This is a genomic window from Pseudomonas sp. SR18, assembly GCF_023701505.1.
In the GTDB taxonomy this organism is placed as follows: Bacteria; Pseudomonadota; Gammaproteobacteria; order Pseudomonadales; family Pseudomonadaceae; genus Aquipseudomonas; species Aquipseudomonas cyclaminis.
In genome coordinates this window covers 85,909-107,257 of the sequence record NZ_JAMQAU010000002.1, presented here as the reverse complement: position 1 = coordinate 107,257, position 21,349 = coordinate 85,909, and the positions used below count along the sequence as shown (strand labels likewise).

Below are 21,349 nucleotides of genomic sequence, written 5' to 3'. Positions count from 1 at the left end.
TCAGCTCCGTCGTATCAGAGATCAGCAGGCAGCGGCTCTTTGAGCCACTGCATCGCGTTCTTTTGCAGGCTGCCGTCAGCCTTGCCCGCGACCAGGATCTGGTTGACCTTCTCCAGCAGCGCCGGCTCGTTTTTGTTCACGCCGACGTACACCGGCGAGTCCTTGAGTTTTACCTTCAGCGCCGGCACGCGTTTTGGGTTGCGTTCGCTGATCGCGACCATCACCACGTTGCCGCTGGCGATCAGGTCAACTTGGCCGGCCAGGTAGGCGGCGATGGTCGAGTTGTTGTCTTCGAAGCGCTTGATGGTGGCTTCCTTGGGCGCTACGGCGGTCAGCTCGATGTCTTCGATGGCGCCACGGGTCACGCTGATGGTCTTGCCCTTGAGGTCGTCGAGGCTGCTGATGGCGGCATCCGGTGGGCCGAAAACCGCCAGGTAGAACGGCGCGTAAGCCTTGGAGAAGTCGATGACCTTTTCCCGCTCAGGGTTCTTGCCCAGGCTTGAGATCACCAGGTCGACCTTGCCGGTGGTGAGGAACGGGATGCGGTTGGTGCTGTTGACCGGGGTCAGCTCCAGTTTGACCTTGAGTTGGTCGGCCAGCAGCTTGGCGGTGTCGATATCCAGGCCGCGTGGCTTCATGTCCGGGCCGACCGAGCCGAATGGCGGGAAGTCCTGGGGCACGGCGACCTTGAGGGTGCCACGGGCGACAATATCGTCCAGACCGTTGGCCTGGGCGGGTGCCTGGATGAGCATCAGGCTGGCAAACAGGGCAGTGAGCAGGGCGCTGTAGCGCTTGGTCATGGCAACTCTCCGAGAAGGGCGAAGGAATTTTCTGAATTTGCTCAGTGCACAGCCCATGCCAGCACGCTGGGAATGGCGTGCAGCGCTGGGATTTGTTGAGGTGCTGTGGTCTTACTGGTCTGAACAGTGAGTGAGTTTTTCGCACTCTTTTCGAGCGCCGATAAAACCCCGCGAGCCCCTTTGGGGCGTGGCTTGCCGCCGGCCGCGATTAGCTTTACAACTAGCCACTCAGTTGTCTGGAACCTTGAGTTTTTTATGAATTCCATCGCCCAAGCCGTACCGGAAGCGGCCCTGCAGGCCATCCGCAAACTGATCAAGGAACAGGGTTTTGTGCCGGGCGACGTATTGCCGTCCCAGCGCGACCTGGCGGTGCAGCTGGGCGTGAGTCGGGCGTCGTTGCGCGAGGCATTGTCGTCCTTGAGTGCTTTGGGCTTGGTCAGCGTGCAGCCGGGCAAAGGTGTATTCGTGCAGGCGGCTGAAGAGGCGCCGGGATTTGCCTGGCCGTTCGCGGCTCAGGCCACGCCGCTGGATATCTTCCAGCTGCGCTATGCCCTGGAGGGCTTTGCGGCGGGGCTGGCGGCGGTGACGCTGACCATTGATGAATTGGACAGTCTTGAGGATAACGTCGAGGCGATGCGCAAGGTGCTCAAGGCCGGCGACTTCGAAGCGGCGGCGCGATTGGACTTCGAATTTCACCAGCGCATCCTGCTGGCCAGCGGCAACCAGGCAATGGTGAGTATCCTGAGTGCCAGCGCCGAGGTGTTCCTGGAGAGCCAGAAACTACCGTTCATCCGGCCAGAGCGGGCCATGGAAACCTGGCAGGAACATCGCAAGATACTGCGCGCACTGGCCCGCCGCGCCAGTGCGGCGGCACAGAAAACCATGCAGGAGCACGTACGGAACGCGGCGTTGCGTACGGGCATTGCCTTCGTGACGCCTGTCACGCCGTGAGTCGGGCCATACCCAAACTCATGCACCGCCATAGCAAGACTCAATCAGAGGCGGCTTCCTGAACGGGGGAAGGGCGGCTATGATGGGCAACGTTTTTTTTGCTTACAATCCGGAGACATCCATGAGCAGCGATCTTATCAAGCACGTCACCGACGAGACCTTTGAAGCCGAAGTCCTCAAGGCTGACGGCCCGGTGCTGGTTGACTACTGGGCTGAATGGTGCGGCCCTTGCAAAATGATCGCTCCGGTCCTGGACGACATTGCAACCACTTACGAAGGCAAGCTGACCATTGCCAAGCTGAACATCGACGATAACCAGGAAACCCCGGCCAAGCACGGCGTGCGCGGTATTCCTACGCTGATGCTGTTCAAGAACGGCAACGTCGAAGCCACTAAAGTGGGTGCGCTGTCGAAGTCCCAGCTGCAAGCTTTCCTCGACGCCAACATCTAAGCGTCGTCAAAAAGGCCCCGCAAATCGCGGGGCTTTTTCGTTAAACAGGGCTAGACGCTCCGAAATTCAGGTGGTACATTCGGCCCCGCACTGGTTTCTCCACTGCCCCCTGCAAGCCGTCGCCGACGCATTCCTTTTCGATTAGTACGCGATCCTGTCGCCTTCTCTGCGGCGCGGCCTCATTAAGCCAAAAGCTTAATTTCCCCCCCTCCATAAATGATTACGTCATTCCTATATGAATCTGACTGAACTCAAGCAAAAGCCGATTACCGACCTGCTCCAACTGGCCGAAGAAATGGGCATAGAAAATATGGCCCGTTCGCGCAAGCAGGACGTGATTTTCTCCCTGCTCAAGAAGCACGCGAAAAGCGGCGAGGAAATCTCCGGTGATGGCGTGCTGGAGATTCTCCAGGACGGCTTCGGCTTCCTCCGCTCTGCAGACGCCTCCTATCTCGCCGGCCCAGACGATATCTACGTCTCGCCGAGCCAGATCCGTCGCTTCAACTTGCGCACCGGTGACACCATCGTTGGCAAGATCCGCCCTCCGAAGGAAGGCGAGCGTTACTTCGCCCTGCTCAAGGTCGATACGATCAACTTCGATCGTCCAGAGAACGCGAAAAACAAGATTCTCTTCGAGAACCTGACCCCGCTGTTCCCGACCGTGCGCATGAAGATGGAAGCCGGTAACGGTTCCACCGAAGACTTGACCGGTCGTGTAATCGACCTGTGCGCCCCGATCGGCAAAGGCCAGCGTGGCCTGATCGTCGCACCGCCGAAAGCCGGTAAAACGATCATGCTGCAGAACATTGCAGCGAACATCGCCCGTAACAACCCTGAAGTTCACCTGATCGTATTGCTGATCGATGAGCGTCCGGAAGAAGTAACCGAAATGCAGCGCACCGTGCGCGGCGAAGTGGTTGCCTCGACGTTCGATGAGCCGCCAACCCGCCACGTGCAGGTTGCCGAAATGGTGATCGAGAAGGCCAAGCGCCTGGTCGAACACAAGAAGGACGTAGTGATCCTGCTCGATTCCATCACCCGTCTGGCCCGTGCCTACAACACCGTGATCCCGAGCTCCGGCAAGGTATTGACCGGTGGTGTCGATGCCCACGCCCTGGAGAAACCGAAGCGTTTCTTCGGCGCTGCGCGGAACATCGAAGAAGGCGGCTCGCTGACCATCATCGCCACCGCACTGGTTGAAACCGGTTCGAAGATGGACGAAGTGATCTACGAAGAGTTCAAGGGTACCGGCAACATGGAACTGCCTTTGGACCGTCGCATCGCAGAAAAGCGCGTGTTCCCGGCGATCAACATCAACCGTTCCGGCACCCGCCGCGAAGAGTTGCTGACAGCCGACGACGAACTGCAGCGCATGTGGATCCTGCGCAAGCTGCTGCACCCGATGGATGAAGTTGCAGCCATCGAGTTCCTGATCGACAAGCTGAAAACCACCAAGACCAACGACGAGTTCTTCCTGTCGATGAAGCGTAAGTAATACGACGTTTCAGGTCCGAAAAAATGGCGCCCTCAGGGGCGCCATTTTTTTTCGCCTGCTTTTTAAGCACCGTTGGCACCCAAAAGCACCGCGATAGGCTGCCAGCCAGCCTCAGAGCAGGTAGGATGTACGCCTATTTTACGGGTGGCATGGTTAATGAAATTCAAGGATCTTCGGGATTTCGTGCAGCAACTTGAGCAGCGCGGAGAGTTGAAACGTATCCAGGTGCCGGTGTCCCCGGTGCTGGAAATGACTGAGATTTGCGACCGCACCCTGCGTAACAAGGGCCCGGCGCTGCTGTTCGAAAACCCGACCGGCTTTGATATTCCGGTGCTCGGCAACCTGTTCGGCACGCCCGACCGCGTGGCGTTCGGCATGGGCGCCGAGTCGGTCAGCGAACTGCGCGAGATCGGCAAGCTGCTGGCCTTCCTCAAGGAGCCCGAGCCGCCCAAGGGCTTGAAGGACGCCTGGTCGAAGTTGCCGATCTTCCGCAAGATCATTGCCATGGCGCCCAAGGTGGTCAAGGACGCGGTGTGCCAGGAAGTGGTCATTGAGGGCGATGACGTCGACCTGGCCATGCTCCCGGTGCAAACCTGCTGGCCTGGCGACGTCGGCCCGCTGATCACCTGGGGCCTGACTGTCACCAAAGGCCCGAACAAGGACCGTCAGAACCTCGGCATCTACCGTCAGCAAGTGATCGGCCGCAACAAGGTGATCATGCGTTGGCTGAGCCACCGTGGCGGCGCGCTGGACTTCCGTGAGTGGTGCGAAAAACACCCTGGCCAGCCGTTCCCGGTCTCCGTGGCCCTGGGCGCCGACCCGGCCACCATCCTCGGCGCCGTGACCCCGGTGCCGGACAGCCTGTCCGAATACGCCTTCGCCGGTCTGCTGCGCGGCAACCGCACCGAGCTGGTGAAGTGCCGTGGCAACGACCTGCAAGTGCCGGCCACTGCTGAAATCATCCTCGAAGGCGTGATCCACCCTGGCGAGATGGCCGACGAAGGCCCTTACGGCGACCACACCGGCTACTACAACGAAGTCGACAGCTTCCCGGTGTTCACCGTCGAGCGCATCACCCACCGGATCAAGCCGATCTACCACAGCACCTACACCGGCCGTCCACCGGATGAGCCGGCGATTCTCGGCGTGGCACTCAACGAAGTGTTCGTGCCGATCCTGCAAAAGCAATTCCCGGAAATCACCGACTTCTACCTGCCGCCGGAAGGCTGTTCGTATCGCATGGCCATCGTGACCATGAAGAAGTCGTATCCGGGCCATGCCAAGCGCGTCATGCTGGGTGTGTGGTCGTTTTTGCGACAGTTCATGTACACCAAGTTCGTTATTGTCACCGATGACGACATCAACGCCCGCGACTGGAACGACGTGATCTGGGCCATCACCACGCGCATGGACCCCAAGCGCGATACGGTGATGATCGACAACACGCCGATCGACTACCTCGACTTCGCGTCGCCGGTATCTGGCCTTGGCTCCAAGATGGGCCTGGATGCCACCCACAAATGGCCGGGTGAAACCACTCGCGAATGGGGTCGGGTGATCGTCAAGGATGAAGCCGTGACCGCGCGCGTCGATGCGATGTGGAAAGAATTGGGAATAGATTGATGCGTGTAACCCTGCAACCTTCCGGCGCTGTGCTGGAGCTGGTCCCCGGCGAGCGAATCCTCGAAGGCGCGCGCCGCCTGGGCTACGAATGCCCCCAGGCCTGTCGCAACGGCGTGTGCCATGTGTGTGCCGCGCTGCTGGTGGAAGGTCGGGTGCAGCAAGCCGGTGAGGTACGCGATCACGGTGAGTTCTACACCTGTATCGCCGAACCGCTGGAAGATTGCATTGTGTTGTGGGATGGCGTGCTGGCGCCGGGAGAGTTGCCGTTGCGCAAGTTGCCGTGTCAATTGAGTGAATGCGTAGAGGTCGGTGGTGATGTGTGGCGCGTGCGCCTGCTGGCTCCGGCCGGCAAGACGGTGCGTTACCACGCCGGGCAGTACCTGATGATCGAACGGGAAAATGGCGAGAAATCAGCCTTTTCCCTGGCATCGGCGCCTCACGCCGGACGCGAGCTGGAACTGCATGTGCTGGCCCGCGAGGACAGTGCGCGCAGCCTGCTGGAACAACTGCAACGTAACCGGATGGCCCGCGTAGAACTGCCGTTTGGTGACACTCACCTGGCCGAGTTGCCGGACGGTCCGCTGGTGTTGATCGCCGCCGGTACCGGCATGGCGCAGATGCACAGCCTGATCGAACATTGCCGCGCCTCCGGCTTCAAGCACCCGGTGCACCTGTACTGGGGCGTGCGTCGCCCGGAAGACTTTTACGATATCGAGCACTGGGACCAGTGGCTGCAATTGCCTAACCTGTTCCTGCACAAAGTCGTCAGCGATTTGTGCGGCTGGGAAGGGCGCTGCGGTTTGCTCCATGAAGCCGTGTGCGAGGACATCGTCGACCTCAAGGCTGTACACGTCTACGCCAGCGGTTCACCGGCGATGATCTACGGCACCTTGGATGCGCTGGTCGACGCTGGCATGGATGCGCACCAGATGCGCGCCGACGTATTCGCCTACGCGCCGCGCCCTTAAAAGCGCACGCCGGTCGTCACCATCGCCGCATTGAACCCCAGCAACACCAACTCCGCCGCCACCGGCCCGTAATAGGTGCCTACTGACGGAATGATCACCGGCGCCACGCCGAAACGGTTCAAGGGGATCTTGTCGCGGTACTTGCCGCGATAGCCCTGGATCGCCCCGCCCGTAACCTTCAGGTACACCGGATAGTCGTTCATGTCATAGCGCTTGCCCGCGTAAGCGTAGTACGAGCGCTGGCTGAACGAGTTGCGAAAGGTCGCCCCGCCATACACCCACCCTGATGCCTCATTGCGCTCCAGGCCAATCAGGTCCTGGTTGTTGTTGTGGTCCTTATCCGGCGCGAAGTGGCGGGTATAGACGCTGGTCTGCGCGTACCAGAAGCCTTTATCGTCTTCGGTAACGGGCGCTTCGCTGGCCAGCGCGGTGGTGGCCTGGGCCAGCAATAACAGGCCAGGCAGTCGGAATCTTTTCATGGGTGCGACCTCGGTAGTCGGTTTGATGGGCGGCTAAGTGGGTCGTGATGTGCGCACTATTTTGACGGTTTGACGCGAGCCCAGGCTGAACCGGGGCTGAAACTAGCGGGATTGCTGCACATAATCCTGATGAAAGGGTGCCGGGCTTATGCATTCGCTTATTCTTTAAAGGTATTTAATTTGTTACATGAATATCTTTAAGCTATATCGCAACGGACTACCGATTTTCTGCCAATAACCAACAACTGACCGCCACCGCCCGCCAGCCGGATCGATCGTATGCACTCAGCGCATTGAAGCGCCGGGTCTTGATTCCAAGGGGAGCGGTATGGGGAGCTACAACAAACACGCGCTGTACATGGCGATTTTGTCGGCCAATTTGCTGACCGCTGTGGGTTTCAATCCAGTCTTTGCGGCCGAAACGTCCGCCACCGATGCACCCAGACTCGACACGGTAATCGTCACCGGCACCCGTGCTCAGGAGCGCACGGCCAGTGCGTCGCTGTCACCCATTGATGTGATCTCCGGCGAAAGCCTGCGCAGCACCGGCTCCGATGAGCTGGGCGCGGTGCTGGCGCGCCTGATTCCATCCATCAATTTCCCGCGCCCAAGCCTGGTGGATGGCGCCGAGCTGGTGCGACCTGCGCAATTGCGTGGCCTGTCACCCGATCAGGTGCTGGTGCTGGTCAACGGCAAGCGCCGCCACACCAGTGCCTTCGTCAATCTGGGCGGTGCGGTGGGGCGTGGCTCGGCGCCGGCGGACCTGAATGCGATCCCGCTGTCGGCGGTGGACCATATCGAAGTGCTGCGCGACGGTGCCTCGGCGCGCTACGGCTCGGATGCGATTGCCGGGGTGATCAACGTGATCCTCAAGCACGCCGACCACGGCGGCTCGATCTCCACCAAGTTCGGCGAATACAAGAAGGGCGACGGTATCCAGCGTAACGTCAGCGGCAACACCGGCCTGGCATTGGGCGACAACGGCTTTATCAACCTCTCTGCCGAAGGCGCCGACAACGATTACACCAACCGCGCCGGCGATGACTACCGTGCGGGCAGTGTCGGTTCTACCACCTACGGCCAGCGTGTTTTCCGTCAGGGCGAGCCGGCTACCAATGAAGGCAAGTTCCAGTTCAACTCCGAATATTCCTTCAACGACTCGGCCGAGTTCTACACCTTCGGCGGCTACAGCAAGCGGCGCGGCGAGACAGCGGCGTTCTACCGGGCGAGCAATGCGGCCAACAATATCCCTGCGCTCAACCCCAACGGTTACCTGCCGTTGATCAAGGGCAACCTCGAAGACACCTCGCTGGTGGTGGGCTTGCGCGGCTTGCTGGCCTACGACTGGCATTACGACTTGTCGGCCAACTACGGCAAGAACCAGTACGCACTCAGCACCGAAACCATCAACACCTCCCTGGGCCTGGCCACGCCGCGCAAGTTCGACAACGGCACCCTGAGCAACGACCAGAAACAAGTCAGCCTGGACCTGTCCCGTGAGTTTGATGTGGGTTGGCTTCCGTACCCGGTGTCCGTGGCGTTTGGTGGCGAATACCTGCATCAGGGCTATGAAATCGAAGCCGGCGAGCCGGCATCCTACTTCCAGACCGGCAGCTCCGGGCTGGGCGGTTTCCGGGATGCCGATGCCGGCACCAGCTCGCGTCACAATTGGGCCCAGTACCTGGACCTGGAAACCAACTTCACCGAAAAACTCAGCGCCTCGGCCGCCGTGCGTCATGAGGATTACAGTGATTTCGGCTCCAATGTCAGCGGCTCGCTGTCAGCCCGCTATGACTTCACCCCGCAAGTGGCCTTGCGCGGCAGTGTTTCCAACGGTTTCCGCGCGCCCTCCCTGGCGCAGCAGAACTTTGCCTACACCTCGTCGCAGTTGATCGGCAGTGCCATCCAGGAAGCCGGCACCTTCCCGGCCAACAGCCAGGTGGCGCGCTTGCTCGGCGCCGAGGACCTCAAGGCCGAGAAGTCGCGCAACTACAGCCTGGGCCTGGTGCTTGAGCCGGCCGATGACCTGACGGTGACGGTGGATGTGTACCGCATCGACATCCGTGACCGTATCAGCCTGTCCTCCAACCTTGGCATAAACGCGGCGACGCGGGCCTATCTGCAGGCCAACGGCGTGGGCAATATCGACTACACCACCGCCCGCTACTTCACCAACGCCACCGACACCAGCACCGATGGCGTGGACCTGGTGGCCAACTATCGCTACCTGTTCGACAGCGGCGTGCGCTGGAACAGCACCGTAGGCTACAACTACAACCACACCAAAGTGACCGATGTGAAACCCAACCCGGCCATCCTCGACAGCCTTGGTGCGAACCTGGTGCGTGTGGACCGCCGCGAGCGCATCGGTTTGCTCGGCGATACCACGCCCCAGCACAAGCTGAGTCTGGGTAACGACTTCACGTTCGGTAATTGGGCACTGCACAGCAATCTGGTGCGCTATGGTGAATTCACCAGCTACCAGGCGGACAAGGTCAACGACCAGACCTTCAAGGCAGCCTGGGTGCTGGATTTGTCGGCCGACTACAAGTTGAAGAACTGGACCTTCACCCTGGGCGGCGACAACGTCACCGATAAATACCCGGAGAAGGTCAACGCCTTCGCCAGCAGCGGTGGCAATTTGGCCTATAGCACTTTTTCGCCGTACGGTTACAGCGGCGCGTTTTATTACGGTAAAGTTGCTTACAACTGGTAACACACAGGAGGCGTACCGCTTTTCGCCATGACCGCCATTGAAACCGATCTTCAGCAATTGGCTTACCCTCCGCGGCTCGATCTGGGGCCGCAACTCACTCACGAACAGTTGATGAGCTCGATGCAGGCCACCATGGGCCGGCACAAGGGTGGGCCGGTCTGGTTATTTGCGTACGGTTCGCTGATCTGGCGTCCTGAGTGCTCGTCCGCCGAGCGGCTGCGGGCACGGGTCCACGGTTATCACCGGGGCCTGTATCTGTGGTCCCACGAGCATCGGGGTACGCCGGAAACGCCGGGGTTGGTGTTCGGGCTGGATCGCGGTGGCTCGTGCAGCGGGTTCGCCTACCGCTTGCCGGAGGATCAGCTGGAGGCCTCGCTTTACGCCTTGTGGCAGCGCGAGATGCCATACCCGTCGTACCGGCCACACTGGCTCAGCTGCCGTCTGGAAGATGGCAGTCAGGTGCAGGCATTGGGGTTTGTGTTGGAACGGCATTTGCCCAGTTACGCAGGCAATTTACCCGACGTCATCCTTAATCACGTGTTGCAAAGCGCTTGCGGGCGTTACGGCACTACGCGCGATTATGTCGAGCAGACCGTGAACGCCCTGCGTAGCCACGCCATGCCAGATAAGAATCTGGAGGCGCGGCTCAAGCGGTGTGCAAAGGGTTGCTCAGGCGATTAACGCGCCGAGCTGACGCTGTTGGTGTGCCACAGCGTTGGGATCAGGAATGCGATCGCCAGCAGGCACGCGCCGATCAGCAGTACGAAACCACCGTCCCAGCCGAAGTGGTCCACGGTGTAGCCCATCGCCGCACTCGCGGCCACCGAACCACCCAGGTAACCGAACAGACCGGTGAAGCCCGCAGCCGTACCGGCGGCTTTCTTCGGGGCCAGTTCCAGCGCCTGCAGGCCGATCAGCATCACCGGGCCATAGATCAGGAAGCCGATGGAGAACAGCGCAATCATGTCGACCATCGGGTTGCCCGGCGGATTGAGCCAGTAAACCAGGGTTGCCACGGTCACCAGTGCCATGAACACCACGCCCGTCAGGCCGCGGTTGCCACGGAAGATCTTGTCCGACATCCAGCCGCATAACAGCGTGCCTGGAATGCCTGCCCACTCGTAGAAGAAGTACGCCCAGGACGTTTTATCCACGTCGAAGTGCTTGGCTTCCTTCAGGTAGGTTGGCGCCCAGTCCAGCACGCCGTAGCGCAGCAGGTAAACGAACACGTTGGCGAAGGCGATGTACCACAGCATTTTGTTGCGCAGCACGTATTTGACGAAGATTTCCTTGGCGCTGAATTCTTCTTCATGGCTGGCGTCGTAGCCTTCCGGGTAGTCGTTCTTGTACTTCTCGATGGGCGGCAGTCCGACCGATTGCGGGGTATCGCGCATGGTGATGAAGGCAAAGGCCGCTACCGCCAAGGCCACAGTGGCCGGCACGTAGAAGGCCGCGTGCCAGTCGTTGAACAAGGCCATGCCCAGCAGGAACAACGGGCCGATCAGGCCGCCGCCGACGTTGTGCGCCACGTTCCACACCGAAACCACGCCGCCGCGTTCTTTCTGCGACCACCAGTGCACCATGGTCCGCCCACTTGGCGGCCAGCCCATGCCCTGGGCCCAGCCGTTGATGAACAGCAGAATGAACATCATGGTCACGCTGGACGTTGCCCAGGGCGCGAAACCGAAAATGAACATCACGCCTGCCGACACCAGTAGACCGAAAGGCAGGAAGTAGCGAGGGTTGGAACGGTCGGACACCAGGCCCATGAGGAACTTGGACAGGCCGTAGGCAATCGCAATGGCCGACATTGCCAGGCCCAGTTGACCGCGGGTGTAACCCTCGTCGATCAGATAAGGCATGGCCAGGGAGAAGTTTTTACGCAGCAGGTAATAACCGGCGTAACCAAAGAAAATACCGGCGAAGATCTGCCAGCGCAGTCGTCGGTAGGTACTGTCTATTTTTTCTTCAGGCAGGGGTGCCTGGTGCGCGGCAGGACGAAAGAAAGCAAACATTCAAGAGCTCCAAATTTCTTGTTTTGACTGCGGATGCGAATGTTACAGTTTCGTTACCGAAAATAGCATCGCCTCTTCGCGGCAAACACGGGAAATGAGCGCAAGTGCATGTTCTCTTACGAACATGTCGCGAATAGATAAGTGGTGGTCGCAAACAGTTTCTGAGGCGGGTGGAGATCCAAATGTGGGAGGGGGCTTGCCCCCGATGGCGGTGATTCAGTCAACAGATGTGTCAACTGATCCACTGCAATCGGGGGCAAGTCCCCTCCCACATTTGATTGCATTGCAGGTCGGTCAGCGGGTCTGGACGACGACCTTGCCTACCGCCCGGCGCTGTCCCAGGTCATTGATCGCCTGGGCGGCCTGTTCGAGCGGATACACCTGCGACACCAGTGGCTTGAGCTTGCCCTCGCCATACCAGATGAACAATTGCTGGAAGTTCGCCGCATTATCCTGCGGTTGGCGCTGGGCAAAAGAGCCCCAGAATACCCCGACTACTGCCGCGCCCTTGAGCAGCGCCAGGTTCACCGGCAGCTCTGGAATGCGTCCGCTGGCAAAACCCACCACCAGCAAGCGGCCGTTCCAGGCGATCGCGCGGATGGCTTGGTCAAACAGGTCGCCGCCCACCGGGTCGTAGATCACATCGGCGCCGTTGCCGTCGGTGAGGCGCTTGATCTCATCTTTCAGGCTGGTTTCGCTGTAGTTGATCAGCTCATCGGCGCCGGCGGCCTTGGCCACGGCAAGTTTGTCGGCACTGCTGGCGGCGGCGATTACGCGGGCGCCCATGGCCTTGCCGATTTCCACGGCGGCCAGGCCTACACCGCCGGACGCGCCGAGCACCAGCAAGGTTTCGCCAGGTTGCATATTGGCGCGTTGTTTAAGCGCATGCATCGAGGTGCCGTAGGTCATGCTGAAGGCGGCGGCGGTGTTGAAGTCCATGCTTGGCGGGATCGGCAGCACGTTATAGCCCGGCACCGCGACCTGCTCGGCAAAGCTGCCCCAGCCGGTGAGGGCCATGACCCGGTCGCCGACTTTCAAATGGCTGACTTTGTCACCCACTTCGCTGACCACGCCGGCCGCCTCGCCACCCGGCGAAAACGGAAAGGGCGGCTTGAACTGGTACTTGCCCTCGATGATCAAGGTGTCCGGGAAATTCACCCCCGCCGCATGCACCTCCAACAGGATTTCGTTCTTCTTGATCGCCGGGCTGGCGATTTCTTCCAGCACCAGGGTTTCGGCGGGGCCGAAGGCTTTGCACAGCACAGCTTTCATCGGGCTATTCCTTTTGGTGTCGTGGCCGATAAGTGTAGGAGGGTAGGCCCGTGGGTCAACGAGCATGCCCGGCCCTGATAAGTCGCCATAAGCTTGTGCTCAGCCTTACTAGCGTTATGCTACTCGGCACCGAATTTGAGGAATGAACTGTGAAAGCGTGGATCCTGTTGATGCTGGCCCTGACCTTGCCCATGGCAGCCCAGGCCGAAGAAGCCAAAGAAGGCGAGGCGCCGAAGGTCAGCTATATCAGCCTGAGCCCGCCGTTCGTGGGTAACTACGGCCTGGACGGTACGGCGAAGCTCAAGGTGTTCAAGGCTGATATCGCCCTGCGCGTGACCGGCACCGAAGCCGCCGCAGCGGTCAAAGCCAACGACGCGTTGATTCGTAACCAGTTGGTGGCGCTGTTTACCCAGCAGACCAACGAGACCATGAGCACCGTTGAGGGCAAGGAGAAACTGCGCCAGGAGGCCCTGAAACAAACCCAGCAAGTGATGAACGACGAGACCGGCAAACCGGTGGTCGAAGACCTGTTGTTCAACAACCTGATCATTCAGTAGGCGGCACTTCCCACAGCTTCAGCAGGGCTTCAGTGAATGCGGGTTCCAGGACACGGTTGCCGTGCCCGCTGAGGTGGTTGGAGTCGAAAAACAGCGGCTTGGCATCGTCGTCATAGGCTGAGCAGGTGGAGCCTGGGCATAGCGGCGGCAGTGGGTCCCACACCCTCAGGCCCGGATAGGCCGCCGTCAGTTGCTTGAGGAGCTTCATTTGCGGTGCACGCAGGCGTTCCAGTTGCTCGCGCTGCATGGTCAGGCCTGGCGCGCACACCGGGTTCATGCGGTTGAACCAGTCCGAGCAACGGTTGGGCGCGGCTTTGAACAGCGGTTTGGGGGCGTCAATCAGCACAGTGAGCCGTGCCGCCTGCAATCGGCTCAGCACCTTGTCGGCGGACGCTCGTGCGGCGTCGATGTTCTCGGCGCTCAGTTCGCTCAATGCGTCATCGACCAGTTTTGTTTCACCCTCGCGCCACTCACGTCCGGTGAGTTCCGGCATGCGCAGCGAGGCCAGGAACACCACGTCTCCCGGCTTGGCGCGTGCTTCGATCTGCTGGAGTTGGGCTTCGCGCGAAGCTGAACAGTGCGCAGGGTCGGGGCCGATAAGGCTGACGACACCGCAACCGCCCATTTCATATTCAACCACCGTGACGCCGAGCTTGAGCGAGACCAGCTTCAACAGGGTGCGGTACGCCGCCGTATGGGAATCTCCGATAACAAACAACGTACGTCCCTTCAGGCGCGGGTCGTCGACGGTTTCAAAGTCTTCCTGGGGGTAATGTTTGTAGGCATACCAGGTGTAGGTATCGCGAGTCTGGCTGAGTGACAGGGTCGACGGGTTCAACGACACCCATTGCGCGCCGAGCCACAGCAGCCCGGTGACGGCCGCCCCGCCGGTAAACGTGAGCCAGGCCTTGCGTTGCAGCGCGCAGCGGCCGCTGCGGATCGGTGCTTCGATACAGTGGTAAGAGGCGGCCGCGAGTGCGAGTACCAACACGGGGTAAAGCAGTTGAACCGCTGACAGCTCAAGCCCGACGGTCCAGCGCAGGAACACGAGGAGCGGCCAATGCCACAGGTAAAGCGAATAAGACAGTCGACCGATGTAAGTCGCTAACCCGCTTTGCAACAGGCGTTGCAGCGCGCCGGCTGGTTGATCGGCCTGTAACACGATGCCGGCGATCATGAGCAATGAACCGGCCACAGTCACTATCGCCCAGGGAAAGGGGAATTGATTCGGGTTGGCGAACACAAAACCACTGATGAGCAGCCCCATGCCAACCGTGAGCATGGCCGGCGCCCATTGATTCACGCGAGGCACCGTGCCTATCAGTTGGAACAGGATTGCTCCGGCGGCAAGCTCCCAGAAGCGCCCTGGCAGCAGGTAAAACGCTGACAGCGGCTCGGTATTCACCTGGTAGGCGCCGATAATCAGCGACGCAACGGCCATCAGCGGCAGCAGCCCCCGAATGATTGCTACGCCTTGCCGGCAGCGCAGCCATATAAAGAGCAGCACGGGAAAGATCACGTAGAACTGTTCTTCTACCCCCAATGACCAGGTGTGCAGGTAGGGGTTGAGTTCGGCGCCGGGTGAAAAGTAGGTGTCGGTGCTCCACGCCAGCACGAAGTTGCTCAAGCCAAAAAAAGCCGCCAGCCCCGTGCTGTTGATCATTTCGCTGAGCCAGAACTGTGGCATGAACATCGCCGACAGCACCACGCTCACACTGAGCATTACCAGCAGCGCGGGCAGGATGCGCAGCAAGCGGCGTCGGTAGAAATCTTTCAGGTAGGCGCCCAGGCCCAGTTCGCGACGGTCCCACAGCGACTGGCTGATCACGTACCCGGAAATCACGAAAAACATGTCCACGCCGGTGAAACCACCCGGCAGCAGGTCGATGTAATCCGTGTGGTAGATGATCACGCTGAGCACGGCGATGGCACGCAGGCCGTCGATAGCAGGCAGGTAGGGGGCGCGAGTCACGAGGCCTTCCTCCTTGATAAAAGGGATCGACGATTTTGCCAAACCCAAGGCCCCGCGACGACTAGCCGTTCGGACAGGTGTGTCTGCGCTTGTTTCGAAGTTTCAGTGCAGTGCCAGTACCGCGGCCCATTGTTCAGCGGTGACTGGCATCACCGACAACCGGCTGCCCTTTTGCACCAGCGGCAACTCGGCGAGGGCGGTCTGCTGTTTCAGGTAGCCCAGGCCCAGCACCTTTGGAAAAGTCCGGACGTGCGCGACGTTGATCGCCGTCCACGGGTTTTTCTCCGGGGTGGCCTTGGCGTCGAAATAGTGGCTGTCCGGCTCCAGCGCGGTCGGGTCCGGATAGGCCGCCTCGACAATCTTGCCGATACCGGCGATGCCTGGCTCGGGGCAACTGGAGTGGTAGAAGAAAAACTCATCGCCGACGGCCATGGCGCGCAGGAAATTGCGCGCCTGGTAATTGCGCACGCCGTCCCAGCGCGTTTCGCCGAGCTTTTCCAGGCCTTTGATGGACAGTTCGTCGGGCTCGGATTTCATCAGCCAGTAGGCCATTTTTGGGCTCCTGAAAAAGGCAGTGGGCAAGTTGTCAGGCAATTTGATGACAAACCGACAGTCGGTTGGCGCCAAGGTTTGCGTGTTGGTTCACGTTACCGCAAAATGCCGGCCTTTAAGCTTGACGCCGCTGCAACGGACTACTTTGGAACGTTGTTGTCATCGTGTACGAGGTGCCTGAAGGGGGGCAATCGATGCAACGTAAACCGGATTTACTATGGATTTTGGTGATTTTGTTTGGTCTGGGCGTCGTGACCACCGGGTATGCCCAAAGCTTGTGGTCGAACAAGACCGATGCTCCCGTTGAACTGGCTCAACAGCAGCCGCAACCGTTCAAGCGTTAACCCTTCTTCAAGACGCCGCTGCTTCAAGCGGCGTTTTTGCGACATACCACTGCTTATCCGTGACGGTGCCAGCCAATGGCACATCCCAACTGGCTTGTGCCAATCGATCAACCTTCTGACATTCATGGGCCAGGCCCAGCAGCGTCGGCTTGCGCCAGTTTTGGCGGCGCGCCAGATACGCCAGGCTGCGGTCGTAGAAACCGCCGCCCATGCCCAGGCGACCGCCGGCGTCATCGAACCCCACCAACGGCAGCAACACCAGGTCCAGCGCCCACACCTTGCGCTGGCGCTTGGCGTTGACTCGTGGCTCCAGGATCCGAAAGCGGTTGGGCCGCAGCTTTTCCCCAGGCTTCACGCGCTGGAACACCATCTTGGTGCGCGGCCAGGCGCTGAGCACCGGCAGGTAAGTGGCCTTGCCCCGGCGCTGAGCGGCACGCAGCAGCAGGCGCGGATCGATTTCACCGTCCGTCGGTAGATATAAGGAAATATGTTTGGCTCGGCGAAACAGCGGGTGCTGTGCCAGTTGCCGATACAGGCCGTGGGCGGCTTGGCGCTGCTCGCTCGGCGTCAGGGCGCGGCGGGCTTTGCGCAACATGCGTCGAAGTTGCGGACGGGAAAGCGGCGCAGGTTCGGTCATGGGTTTTCGGCTCATAAAACAATGCCAGTCCGGGGACTGGCATTGAGTTTGGGAATTCAGGCTCCCCGACAGAACCGCTGTCGACTAAGCCCTTGAACCCGAAAGTTCAAGGTGGAAGAAGCAGTAGGCTTTAAGGCTTTCCGTCTAGCGGACATGCACACCAGCCCAACGTGCAACTTCCAGGGTAGTGCGAATCGGCTCCGGGACATCGCCGACTGGCAAGCACGCCAGGGAGTGGGGCGAGTATACCTTAAACAGTCGCGGGGATCAGCCCTTGGGTTGCTCTGTGTCGCTGGAAAGCACCAGGTCGACACGTTCAAGCAGGTCACGCACCTGCTCGCGGGTCGAGCCGCTGGCCTGTACGTCAGGGCGTTCCTGCTTATGCAGCAGATCGTGGGTAATGTTCAGCGCGGCCATCACGGCGATACGATCGGCGCCGATCACTTTGCCGCTGCTGCGGATTTCACGCATCTTGCCATCCAGGTAGCGGGCGGCGCTCACCAGGTTATTGCGCTCTTCCTGGGGGCAGATGATCGAATATTCTTTGTCGAGGATCTGCACGGTGACGCTATTGCTTGAACTCATGAGTCTTGCTCCAGGGCCTTCAGGCGCGAAATCATCGATTCGACCTTACGCCGGGCGATTTCGTTTTTTTCAATGAGGTGAGCGCGTTCCTCGCGCCAGGTCTTTTCCTGAGCTAATAGGAGTCCGTTTTGACTCTTAAGTTGCTCGACCCGAGTAATTAGCAATTCGAGTCTGGCCATCAGCGCTTGCAGGTCGGTGTCTTCCATTGGGTTCCACTGGATTTTGTCTGATGAATGGCAACTGCAGGATAAACGATCTGACGCCCTTGATAGTCTTGGTACGTCTGCCGGTGCTAGGATACAGCGCTCCATTCTAGACATTGCGCCGTCTGGCGCCTAGCTCACCATGCCCATTAAGAACTCCCCGTACGACGCTTTTTCCACACTGTTGAGCACCAGCGGCCACCCTTGCTCGCCTGCCGAACTGCACGGCGTATTGTTGGGCCGCAGCTGCACTGGCGTTGGCTTTGATGCCGACAACTGGCTGGCTGACGTGGCCGAGCTGCTGGAAACCGAACCGACCGACAACGTGCGCAACGCGCTGATCGGCCTGCAAGAGATGGTCAAGGGCGAGCTGACCGGTGATGACGTCACCGTGGTCCTGCTGCTGCCGACCGACGACGCGCCGCTCACCGAACGCGCCGCCGCACTGGGCCAATGGTGCCAGGGCTTCCTCCACGGTTTCGGCGTCAACGCCGGCGGCCTGGAGCTGAGCACCGACGCCAAGGAAGTGCTGCAGGACCTCGCCGCGATCTCCCAAGTGCAAGACGCGCTGGAAGAATCCGAAGACGGCGAAGGCGACTACATGGAAGTCATGGAATACCTGCGCGTCGCGCCATTGCTGCTGTTCACCGAGACCCGAAAGTCCGCTGAACCCGCCGCTCTTAAACCGTCGTTGCACTAAGGCCTTCGCCGCACTAAGAAAGGAAGTCCATCTGCCCATGATCCATATCCCCAAAGCGGAATACACCCGCCGCCGCAAGGCGCTCATGGCGCAGATGGAACCCAACAGCATTGCGATCCTGCCGGCCGCCGCCGTGGCCATCCGCAACCGTGATGTCGAGCACGTCTACCGCCAGGACAGCGACTTTCAGTACCTGAGCGGCTTCCCCGAACCGGAAGCGGTGATCGTGCTGATGCCCGGTCGCCAGCATGGCGAATACGTGCTGTTCTGCCGCGAACGCAACGCCGAGCGCGAACTGTGGGACGGCCTGCGCGCCGGCACCGAAGGCGCAATTCGCGAATTTGGCGCTGACGATGCGTTTCCCATCACCGATATCGACGACATCCTGCCCGGCCTGATCGAAGGCCGCGACCGGGTCTATTCAGCGATGGGCAGCAATGCTGAGTTCGACCGGCACGTGATGGAGTGGATCAACGTGATCCGCTCTAAAGCGCACCTGGGCGCCCAGCCGCCGAACGAATTTGTTGCCCTGGATCATCTGCTCCACGACATGCGCCTGTATAAATCGGCGGCAGAAGTGAAGGTGATGCGCGAGGCTGCGCGGATTTCCTGCGCCGCCCACGTCAAGGCGATGCAGGCCAGCCGCGCCGGTTTGCATGAGTTCAGCCTTGAAGCCGAGCTGGATTACGAGTTCCGCAAAGGCGGCGCGAAAATGCCCGCCTACGGCTCCATCGTCGCCGCCGGGCGCAACAGCTGCATCCTGCATTACCAGCAGAATGACGCGCTGCTCAAGGACGGCGACCTGGTATTGATCGACGCCGGTTGCGAGATCGATTGCTACGCCAGCGACATCACCCGCACCTGGCCGGTCAACGGCAGGTTTTCACCCGAGCAAAAAGCGATCTACGAGATTGTGCTGGCCTCCCAGGAAGCCGCCTTTGCCGAGATCGCGCCGAACAAACACTGGAACCAGGCCCATGAGGCCACCGTGCAGGTCATCACCGCCGGGCTGGTGAAGCTGGGATTGCTGCAAGGTGAGGTTGGTGAACTGATCGCCAGCGAAGCCTACAAGCCTTTCTATATGCACCGCGCCGGCCACTGGCTGGGCATGGATGTGCATGATGTGGGCGAGTACAAGGTGGGCGGTGAATGGCGGGTGCTGGAAGTCGGCATGGCGTTGACCGTGGAGCCGGGGATCTATATTTCGCCGGACAACCAGACCGTGGCGAAGAAATGGCGTGGCATTGGCGTGCGCATCGAGGACGACGTGGTAGTGACCAAGCAAGGCTGTGAAATCCTGACCGGCGGCGTGCCCAAGACCGTCGCCGAGATCGAAGCGTTGATGGCGGCCGCCCGATGAGCCGGGTCAACCTGGCGATTATCGGCGGTGGCCTGGTGGGCGCCAGCCTGGCGCTGGCGTTGCAGGCCGGGGCCAAGGCGCGGGGCTGGAAGATCGTGCTGATCGAACCTTTCGCACCGGGCGACAGCTACCAGCCAAGCTACGATGCGCGGTCGTCGGCGCTGTCGTTTGGCGCGCGGCAGATTTATCAGCGGTTGGGCATCTGGCAGGACATCTCCCGCCGCGCCGAGCCGATCAAGCAGATCCACGTGTCTGACCGTGGCCGGTTCTCTACCGCACGCTTGTCCGCCATGGAAGAGGGCGTGCCGGCCCTCGGCTATGTGGTGGAAAACGCCTGGCTCGGCCAATGCCTGTGGCAAGGCCTGGACAAAGACGTGGTCAGCTGGCGCTGCCCGGCGGAAGTCACGCGCATGGAGCCGCTGCCCGACGGCTATCGCCTGACCCTCAACGATGAAACCGTGTTGGAATGCGACCTCGCCGTGCTCGCCGATGGCGGCCGTTCCGGGTTGCGCGAGCAATTGGGCATCGGCGTGAAGACCCGTCCGTATAACCAGAGCGCGCTCATCGCCAACATCACGCCCAGCGAAGCCCACAACGGCGAAGCCTTCGAGCGCTTCACCGACGATGGCCCGATGGCCTTGCTGCCGCTGCCGGACAACCGCTGCGCGCTGGTCTGGACCCGCATCGGCATGGACGCCCAGCGCCTGGCGGCACTCGACGAGCGCAGTTTCCTGAGTGAGTTGCAGGGCGTGTTCGGCTATCGCCTGGGCACCTTGAAGCAGGTTGGCGCACGCCATCTGTATCCGCTGACCCTGGTGGAAGCCGAAGAACAGGTGCGTTCCCACCTGGCGATCCTCGGCAACGCCGCCCACAGCCTGCACCCGATTGCCGGGCAGGGCTTCAACCTGTCCCTGCGCGATGCGAGCGCCTTGGCCGAGGCCTTGCTGGCCGGACCTGCGGTGCCGGGCGACCTGGCGACCTTGCAGGCCTACCGCGAGCGCCAGCGTATGGACCAGAAGCTGACCGTGGGTTTCTCCGATCAGGTCACGCGCCTGTTTGGCAGTGCACAACCGTTGGTGGCGCTGGGCCGCAACATGGGCCTGCTGGGCCTGGATCTGTTGCCGCCGGCCAAGCGCTGGTTCGCCCGTCAGGCCATGGGCCTGGGCACGCGTCCCGATGCGTAAGTGGCTGGTGGCGCGGCTGGGCAAGGCACGCTTGCTGCGTTGGGTCATGACCCTGTATCCGCCATACCTGGGCGCTGGCGTCAGCGTGCAGCACATGAGCGCGGATTTTCGCCACGTCAAAGTGCGCATGGGCCTGGGCTGGTACAACCGTAATTACGTCGGCACGCAGTTCGGCGGTAGCCTGTATTCGATGGTCGACCCGTTCTACATGCTGATGTTGATGGAGAACCTGGGCCGCAATTACATTGTCTGGGACAAGGCCGCGAGCATCGACTTCATTTCGCCGGGCAAAGGCCCGGTGTATGCCGAATTTTTCATCGACGAGGCCTTGTTGGACGAGGTGCGTCGACAGACCGCTGGCGGCGAGAAATACCTGCCTCACCTCACGGTCGAGATTCATGACGGCTCCGGCACCCTGGTGGCGCGGGTCGACAAAACCCTTTACGTGCGGCGCAAGCCGCCAGCGAGACAGGCTTAAAGCATGG

The 21,349-nt window shown here is 60.7% G+C and carries 22 protein-coding genes and 1 other RNA gene; 13 read left to right on the top strand and 10 right to left on the bottom strand.

Annotation, left to right across the window (positions count from 1 at the left end; translation table 11 throughout):
* Positions 1 to 14 precede the first annotated feature (14 nt).
* A complete protein-coding gene (locus NDJ82_RS04330; protein WP_099585946.1) occupies positions 15 to 800 on the bottom strand; it encodes a transporter substrate-binding domain-containing protein in 786 nt (261 codons plus the stop codon).
* Positions 801 to 1,055: 255 nt separating this feature from the next.
* On the opposite strand from NDJ82_RS04330, the gene NDJ82_RS04325 reads away from it, so the two are divergent.
* The 5 genes from NDJ82_RS04325 to NDJ82_RS04305 all read left to right on the top strand — a co-directional run bounded on the left by NDJ82_RS04325 (position 1,056) and on the right by NDJ82_RS04305 (position 6,288).
* A complete protein-coding gene (locus NDJ82_RS04325) occupies positions 1,056 to 1,751 on the top strand; it encodes a FadR/GntR family transcriptional regulator (RefSeq protein ID WP_250924990.1) in 696 nt (231 codons plus the stop codon).
* A gap of 121 nt (positions 1,752 to 1,872) precedes the next feature.
* A complete protein-coding gene (trxA, locus tag NDJ82_RS04320; RefSeq protein WP_191946729.1) occupies positions 1,873 to 2,202 on the top strand; it encodes a thioredoxin TrxA in 330 nt (109 codons plus the stop codon).
* Between the two features lie 235 nt (positions 2,203 to 2,437).
* Positions 2,438 to 3,697 (top strand): transcription termination factor Rho, encoded by a 1,260-nt coding sequence (gene rho / locus NDJ82_RS04315; RefSeq protein WP_003176825.1) that lies wholly within the window; start codon positions 2,438 to 2,440, stop codon positions 3,695 to 3,697.
* A gap of 156 nt (positions 3,698 to 3,853) precedes the next feature.
* The gene (gene ubiD, locus NDJ82_RS04310) at positions 3,854 to 5,320 is read left to right on the top strand and encodes a 4-hydroxy-3-polyprenylbenzoate decarboxylase (RefSeq protein ID WP_038444369.1); all 1,467 of its coding nucleotides are present in this window, start codon (positions 3,854 to 3,856) and stop codon (positions 5,318 to 5,320) included.
* On the top strand, positions 5,320 to 6,288 hold the full coding sequence (locus NDJ82_RS04305) for a CDP-6-deoxy-delta-3,4-glucoseen reductase (RefSeq protein WP_250924989.1): 969 nt from the start codon (positions 5,320 to 5,322) through the stop codon (positions 6,286 to 6,288). The genes ubiD and NDJ82_RS04305 overlap by 1 nt, the downstream gene beginning before the upstream one ends.
* On the opposite strand, the gene NDJ82_RS04300 is transcribed toward NDJ82_RS04305, so the two are convergent.
* A complete protein-coding gene (locus NDJ82_RS04300; protein ID WP_099585942.1) occupies positions 6,285 to 6,767 on the bottom strand; it encodes a sn-glycerol-3-phosphate transporter in 483 nt (160 codons plus the stop codon). The two genes, NDJ82_RS04305 and NDJ82_RS04300, sit on opposite strands and share 4 nt — an antisense overlap.
* A gap of 328 nt (positions 6,768 to 7,095) precedes the next feature.
* Here NDJ82_RS04300 and NDJ82_RS04295 point away from each other — a divergent pair, with 328 nt between their 5' ends.
* Both NDJ82_RS04295 and NDJ82_RS04290 read left to right on the top strand, forming a co-directional pair.
* On the top strand, positions 7,096 to 9,483 hold the full coding sequence (locus NDJ82_RS04295; RefSeq protein WP_250924988.1) for a TonB-dependent receptor plug domain-containing protein: 2,388 nt from the start codon (positions 7,096 to 7,098) through the stop codon (positions 9,481 to 9,483).
* A 27-nt stretch (positions 9,484 to 9,510) separates the two neighbouring features.
* Positions 9,511 to 10,164 (top strand): gamma-glutamylcyclotransferase, encoded by a 654-nt coding sequence (locus tag NDJ82_RS04290; RefSeq protein WP_099585940.1) that lies wholly within the window; start codon positions 9,511 to 9,513, stop codon positions 10,162 to 10,164.
* On the opposite strand, the gene glpT is transcribed toward NDJ82_RS04290, so the two are convergent.
* Entirely contained in the window at positions 10,161 to 11,498 is a 1,338-nt protein-coding gene (glpT, locus tag NDJ82_RS04285) for a glycerol-3-phosphate transporter (RefSeq protein WP_191946732.1), read from the bottom strand. The two genes, NDJ82_RS04290 and glpT, sit on opposite strands and share 4 nt — an antisense overlap.
* Positions 11,499 to 11,792: 294 nt before the next feature.
* Entirely contained in the window at positions 11,793 to 12,770 is a 978-nt protein-coding gene (locus tag NDJ82_RS04280; RefSeq protein ID WP_250924987.1) for an NADPH:quinone oxidoreductase family protein, read from the bottom strand.
* Positions 12,771 to 12,919: 149 nt separating this feature from the next.
* On the opposite strand from NDJ82_RS04280, the gene NDJ82_RS04275 reads away from it, so the two are divergent.
* Positions 12,920 to 13,327: a flagellar basal body-associated protein FliL gene (locus NDJ82_RS04275; protein WP_099585937.1), complete on the top strand. Its 408-nt coding sequence runs from the start codon at positions 12,920 to 12,922 to the stop codon at positions 13,325 to 13,327.
* On the opposite strand, the gene NDJ82_RS04270 is transcribed toward NDJ82_RS04275, so the two are convergent.
* A complete protein-coding gene (locus NDJ82_RS04270; RefSeq protein ID WP_250924986.1) occupies positions 13,317 to 15,299 on the bottom strand; it encodes an acyltransferase family protein in 1,983 nt (660 codons plus the stop codon). The genes NDJ82_RS04275 and NDJ82_RS04270 overlap by 11 nt on opposite strands.
* 102 nt (positions 15,300 to 15,401) lie before the next feature.
* Positions 15,402 to 15,851: an EVE domain-containing protein gene (locus NDJ82_RS04265; protein ID WP_250924985.1), complete on the bottom strand. Its 450-nt coding sequence runs from the start codon at positions 15,849 to 15,851 to the stop codon at positions 15,402 to 15,404.
* Between the two features lie 194 nt (positions 15,852 to 16,045).
* On the opposite strand from NDJ82_RS04265, the gene NDJ82_RS04260 reads away from it, so the two are divergent.
* Positions 16,046 to 16,195 (top strand): hypothetical protein, encoded by a 150-nt coding sequence (locus tag NDJ82_RS04260; protein WP_010207387.1) that lies wholly within the window; start codon positions 16,046 to 16,048, stop codon positions 16,193 to 16,195.
* Between the two features lie 7 nt (positions 16,196 to 16,202).
* On the opposite strand, the gene NDJ82_RS04255 is transcribed toward NDJ82_RS04260, so the two are convergent.
* The 4 genes from NDJ82_RS04255 to NDJ82_RS04240 form a co-directional block, all read right to left on the bottom strand.
* Positions 16,203 to 16,832, bottom strand: coding sequence for a 5-formyltetrahydrofolate cyclo-ligase (locus NDJ82_RS04255; protein ID WP_112192716.1), 630 nt, complete (start codon positions 16,830 to 16,832; stop codon positions 16,203 to 16,205).
* A 58-nt stretch (positions 16,833 to 16,890) separates the two neighbouring features.
* A non-coding RNA gene (gene ssrS / locus NDJ82_RS04250) (6S RNA) lies at positions 16,891 to 17,069 on the bottom strand.
* A gap of 30 nt (positions 17,070 to 17,099) precedes the next feature.
* A complete protein-coding gene (locus NDJ82_RS04245; RefSeq protein WP_027608375.1) occupies positions 17,100 to 17,417 on the bottom strand; it encodes a cell division protein ZapA in 318 nt (105 codons plus the stop codon).
* Positions 17,414 to 17,623: a TIGR02449 family protein gene (locus NDJ82_RS04240; protein WP_007982902.1), complete on the bottom strand. Its 210-nt coding sequence runs from the start codon at positions 17,621 to 17,623 to the stop codon at positions 17,414 to 17,416. The genes NDJ82_RS04245 and NDJ82_RS04240 overlap by 4 nt, the downstream gene beginning before the upstream one ends.
* A 139-nt stretch (positions 17,624 to 17,762) precedes the next feature.
* Between NDJ82_RS04240 and NDJ82_RS04235 the strand changes: the two genes are divergently transcribed.
* From NDJ82_RS04235 to NDJ82_RS04220, 4 genes are read left to right on the top strand one after another with little or no spacing between them, the layout of a single operon-like run.
* Entirely contained in the window at positions 17,763 to 18,320 is a 558-nt protein-coding gene (locus NDJ82_RS04235) for a YecA/YgfB family protein (protein WP_112192715.1), read from the top strand.
* 37 nt (positions 18,321 to 18,357) lie between these two features.
* Complete coding sequence (gene pepP, locus NDJ82_RS04230; protein WP_099585932.1) at positions 18,358 to 19,680, top strand: Xaa-Pro aminopeptidase; 1,323 nt, start codon at positions 18,358 to 18,360, stop codon at positions 19,678 to 19,680.
* Positions 19,677 to 20,864, top strand: coding sequence for a 2-octaprenyl-6-methoxyphenyl hydroxylase (gene ubiH / locus NDJ82_RS04225; RefSeq protein ID WP_191958842.1), 1,188 nt, complete (start codon positions 19,677 to 19,679; stop codon positions 20,862 to 20,864). Before pepP ends, ubiH begins: the two co-directional genes overlap by 4 nt.
* The gene (locus NDJ82_RS04220) at positions 20,857 to 21,342 is read left to right on the top strand and encodes a DUF4442 domain-containing protein (protein ID WP_250924984.1); all 486 of its coding nucleotides are present in this window, start codon (positions 20,857 to 20,859) and stop codon (positions 21,340 to 21,342) included. Before ubiH ends, NDJ82_RS04220 begins: the two co-directional genes overlap by 8 nt.
* The last annotated feature ends 7 nt before the right edge of the window (positions 21,343 to 21,349 follow it).

What these genes read in the sequence shown, in the direction of transcription:
- NDJ82_RS04330 (WP_099585946.1), bottom strand. Translation starts at nt 800, where the DNA reads ATGACCAAGCGCTACAGCGCCCTGCTCACTGCCCTGTTTGCCAGCCTG.
- NDJ82_RS04325 (WP_250924990.1), top strand. Translation starts at nt 1,056, where the DNA reads ATGAATTCCATCGCCCAAGCCGTACCGGAAGCGGCCCTGCAGGCCATC.
- trxA (WP_191946729.1), top strand. Translation starts at nt 1,873, where the DNA reads ATGAGCAGCGATCTTATCAAGCACGTCACCGACGAGACCTTTGAAGCC.
- rho (WP_003176825.1), top strand. Translation starts at nt 2,438, where the DNA reads ATGAATCTGACTGAACTCAAGCAAAAGCCGATTACCGACCTGCTCCAA.
- ubiD (WP_038444369.1), top strand. Translation starts at nt 3,854, where the DNA reads ATGAAATTCAAGGATCTTCGGGATTTCGTGCAGCAACTTGAGCAGCGC.
- NDJ82_RS04305 (WP_250924989.1), top strand. Translation starts at nt 5,320, where the DNA reads ATGCGTGTAACCCTGCAACCTTCCGGCGCTGTGCTGGAGCTGGTCCCC.
- NDJ82_RS04300 (WP_099585942.1), bottom strand. Translation starts at nt 6,767, where the DNA reads ATGAAAAGATTCCGACTGCCTGGCCTGTTATTGCTGGCCCAGGCCACC.
- NDJ82_RS04295 (WP_250924988.1), top strand. Translation starts at nt 7,096, where the DNA reads ATGGGGAGCTACAACAAACACGCGCTGTACATGGCGATTTTGTCGGCC.
- NDJ82_RS04290 (WP_099585940.1), top strand. Translation starts at nt 9,511, where the DNA reads ATGACCGCCATTGAAACCGATCTTCAGCAATTGGCTTACCCTCCGCGG.
- glpT (WP_191946732.1), bottom strand. Translation starts at nt 11,498, where the DNA reads ATGTTTGCTTTCTTTCGTCCTGCCGCGCACCAGGCACCCCTGCCTGAA.
- NDJ82_RS04280 (WP_250924987.1), bottom strand. Translation starts at nt 12,770, where the DNA reads ATGAAAGCTGTGCTGTGCAAAGCCTTCGGCCCCGCCGAAACCCTGGTG.
- NDJ82_RS04265 (WP_250924985.1), bottom strand. Translation starts at nt 15,851, where the DNA reads ATGGCCTACTGGCTGATGAAATCCGAGCCCGACGAACTGTCCATCAAA.
- NDJ82_RS04260 (WP_010207387.1), top strand. Translation starts at nt 16,046, where the DNA reads ATGCAACGTAAACCGGATTTACTATGGATTTTGGTGATTTTGTTTGGT.
- NDJ82_RS04255 (WP_112192716.1), bottom strand. Translation starts at nt 16,832, where the DNA reads ATGACCGAACCTGCGCCGCTTTCCCGTCCGCAACTTCGACGCATGTTG.
- NDJ82_RS04245 (WP_027608375.1), bottom strand. Translation starts at nt 17,417, where the DNA reads ATGAGTTCAAGCAATAGCGTCACCGTGCAGATCCTCGACAAAGAATAT.
- NDJ82_RS04240 (WP_007982902.1), bottom strand. Translation starts at nt 17,623, where the DNA reads ATGGAAGACACCGACCTGCAAGCGCTGATGGCCAGACTCGAATTGCTA.
- NDJ82_RS04235 (WP_112192715.1), top strand. Translation starts at nt 17,763, where the DNA reads ATGCCCATTAAGAACTCCCCGTACGACGCTTTTTCCACACTGTTGAGC.
- pepP (WP_099585932.1), top strand. Translation starts at nt 18,358, where the DNA reads ATGATCCATATCCCCAAAGCGGAATACACCCGCCGCCGCAAGGCGCTC.
- ubiH (WP_191958842.1), top strand. Translation starts at nt 19,677, where the DNA reads ATGAGCCGGGTCAACCTGGCGATTATCGGCGGTGGCCTGGTGGGCGCC.
- NDJ82_RS04220 (WP_250924984.1), top strand. Translation starts at nt 20,857, where the DNA reads ATGCGTAAGTGGCTGGTGGCGCGGCTGGGCAAGGCACGCTTGCTGCGT.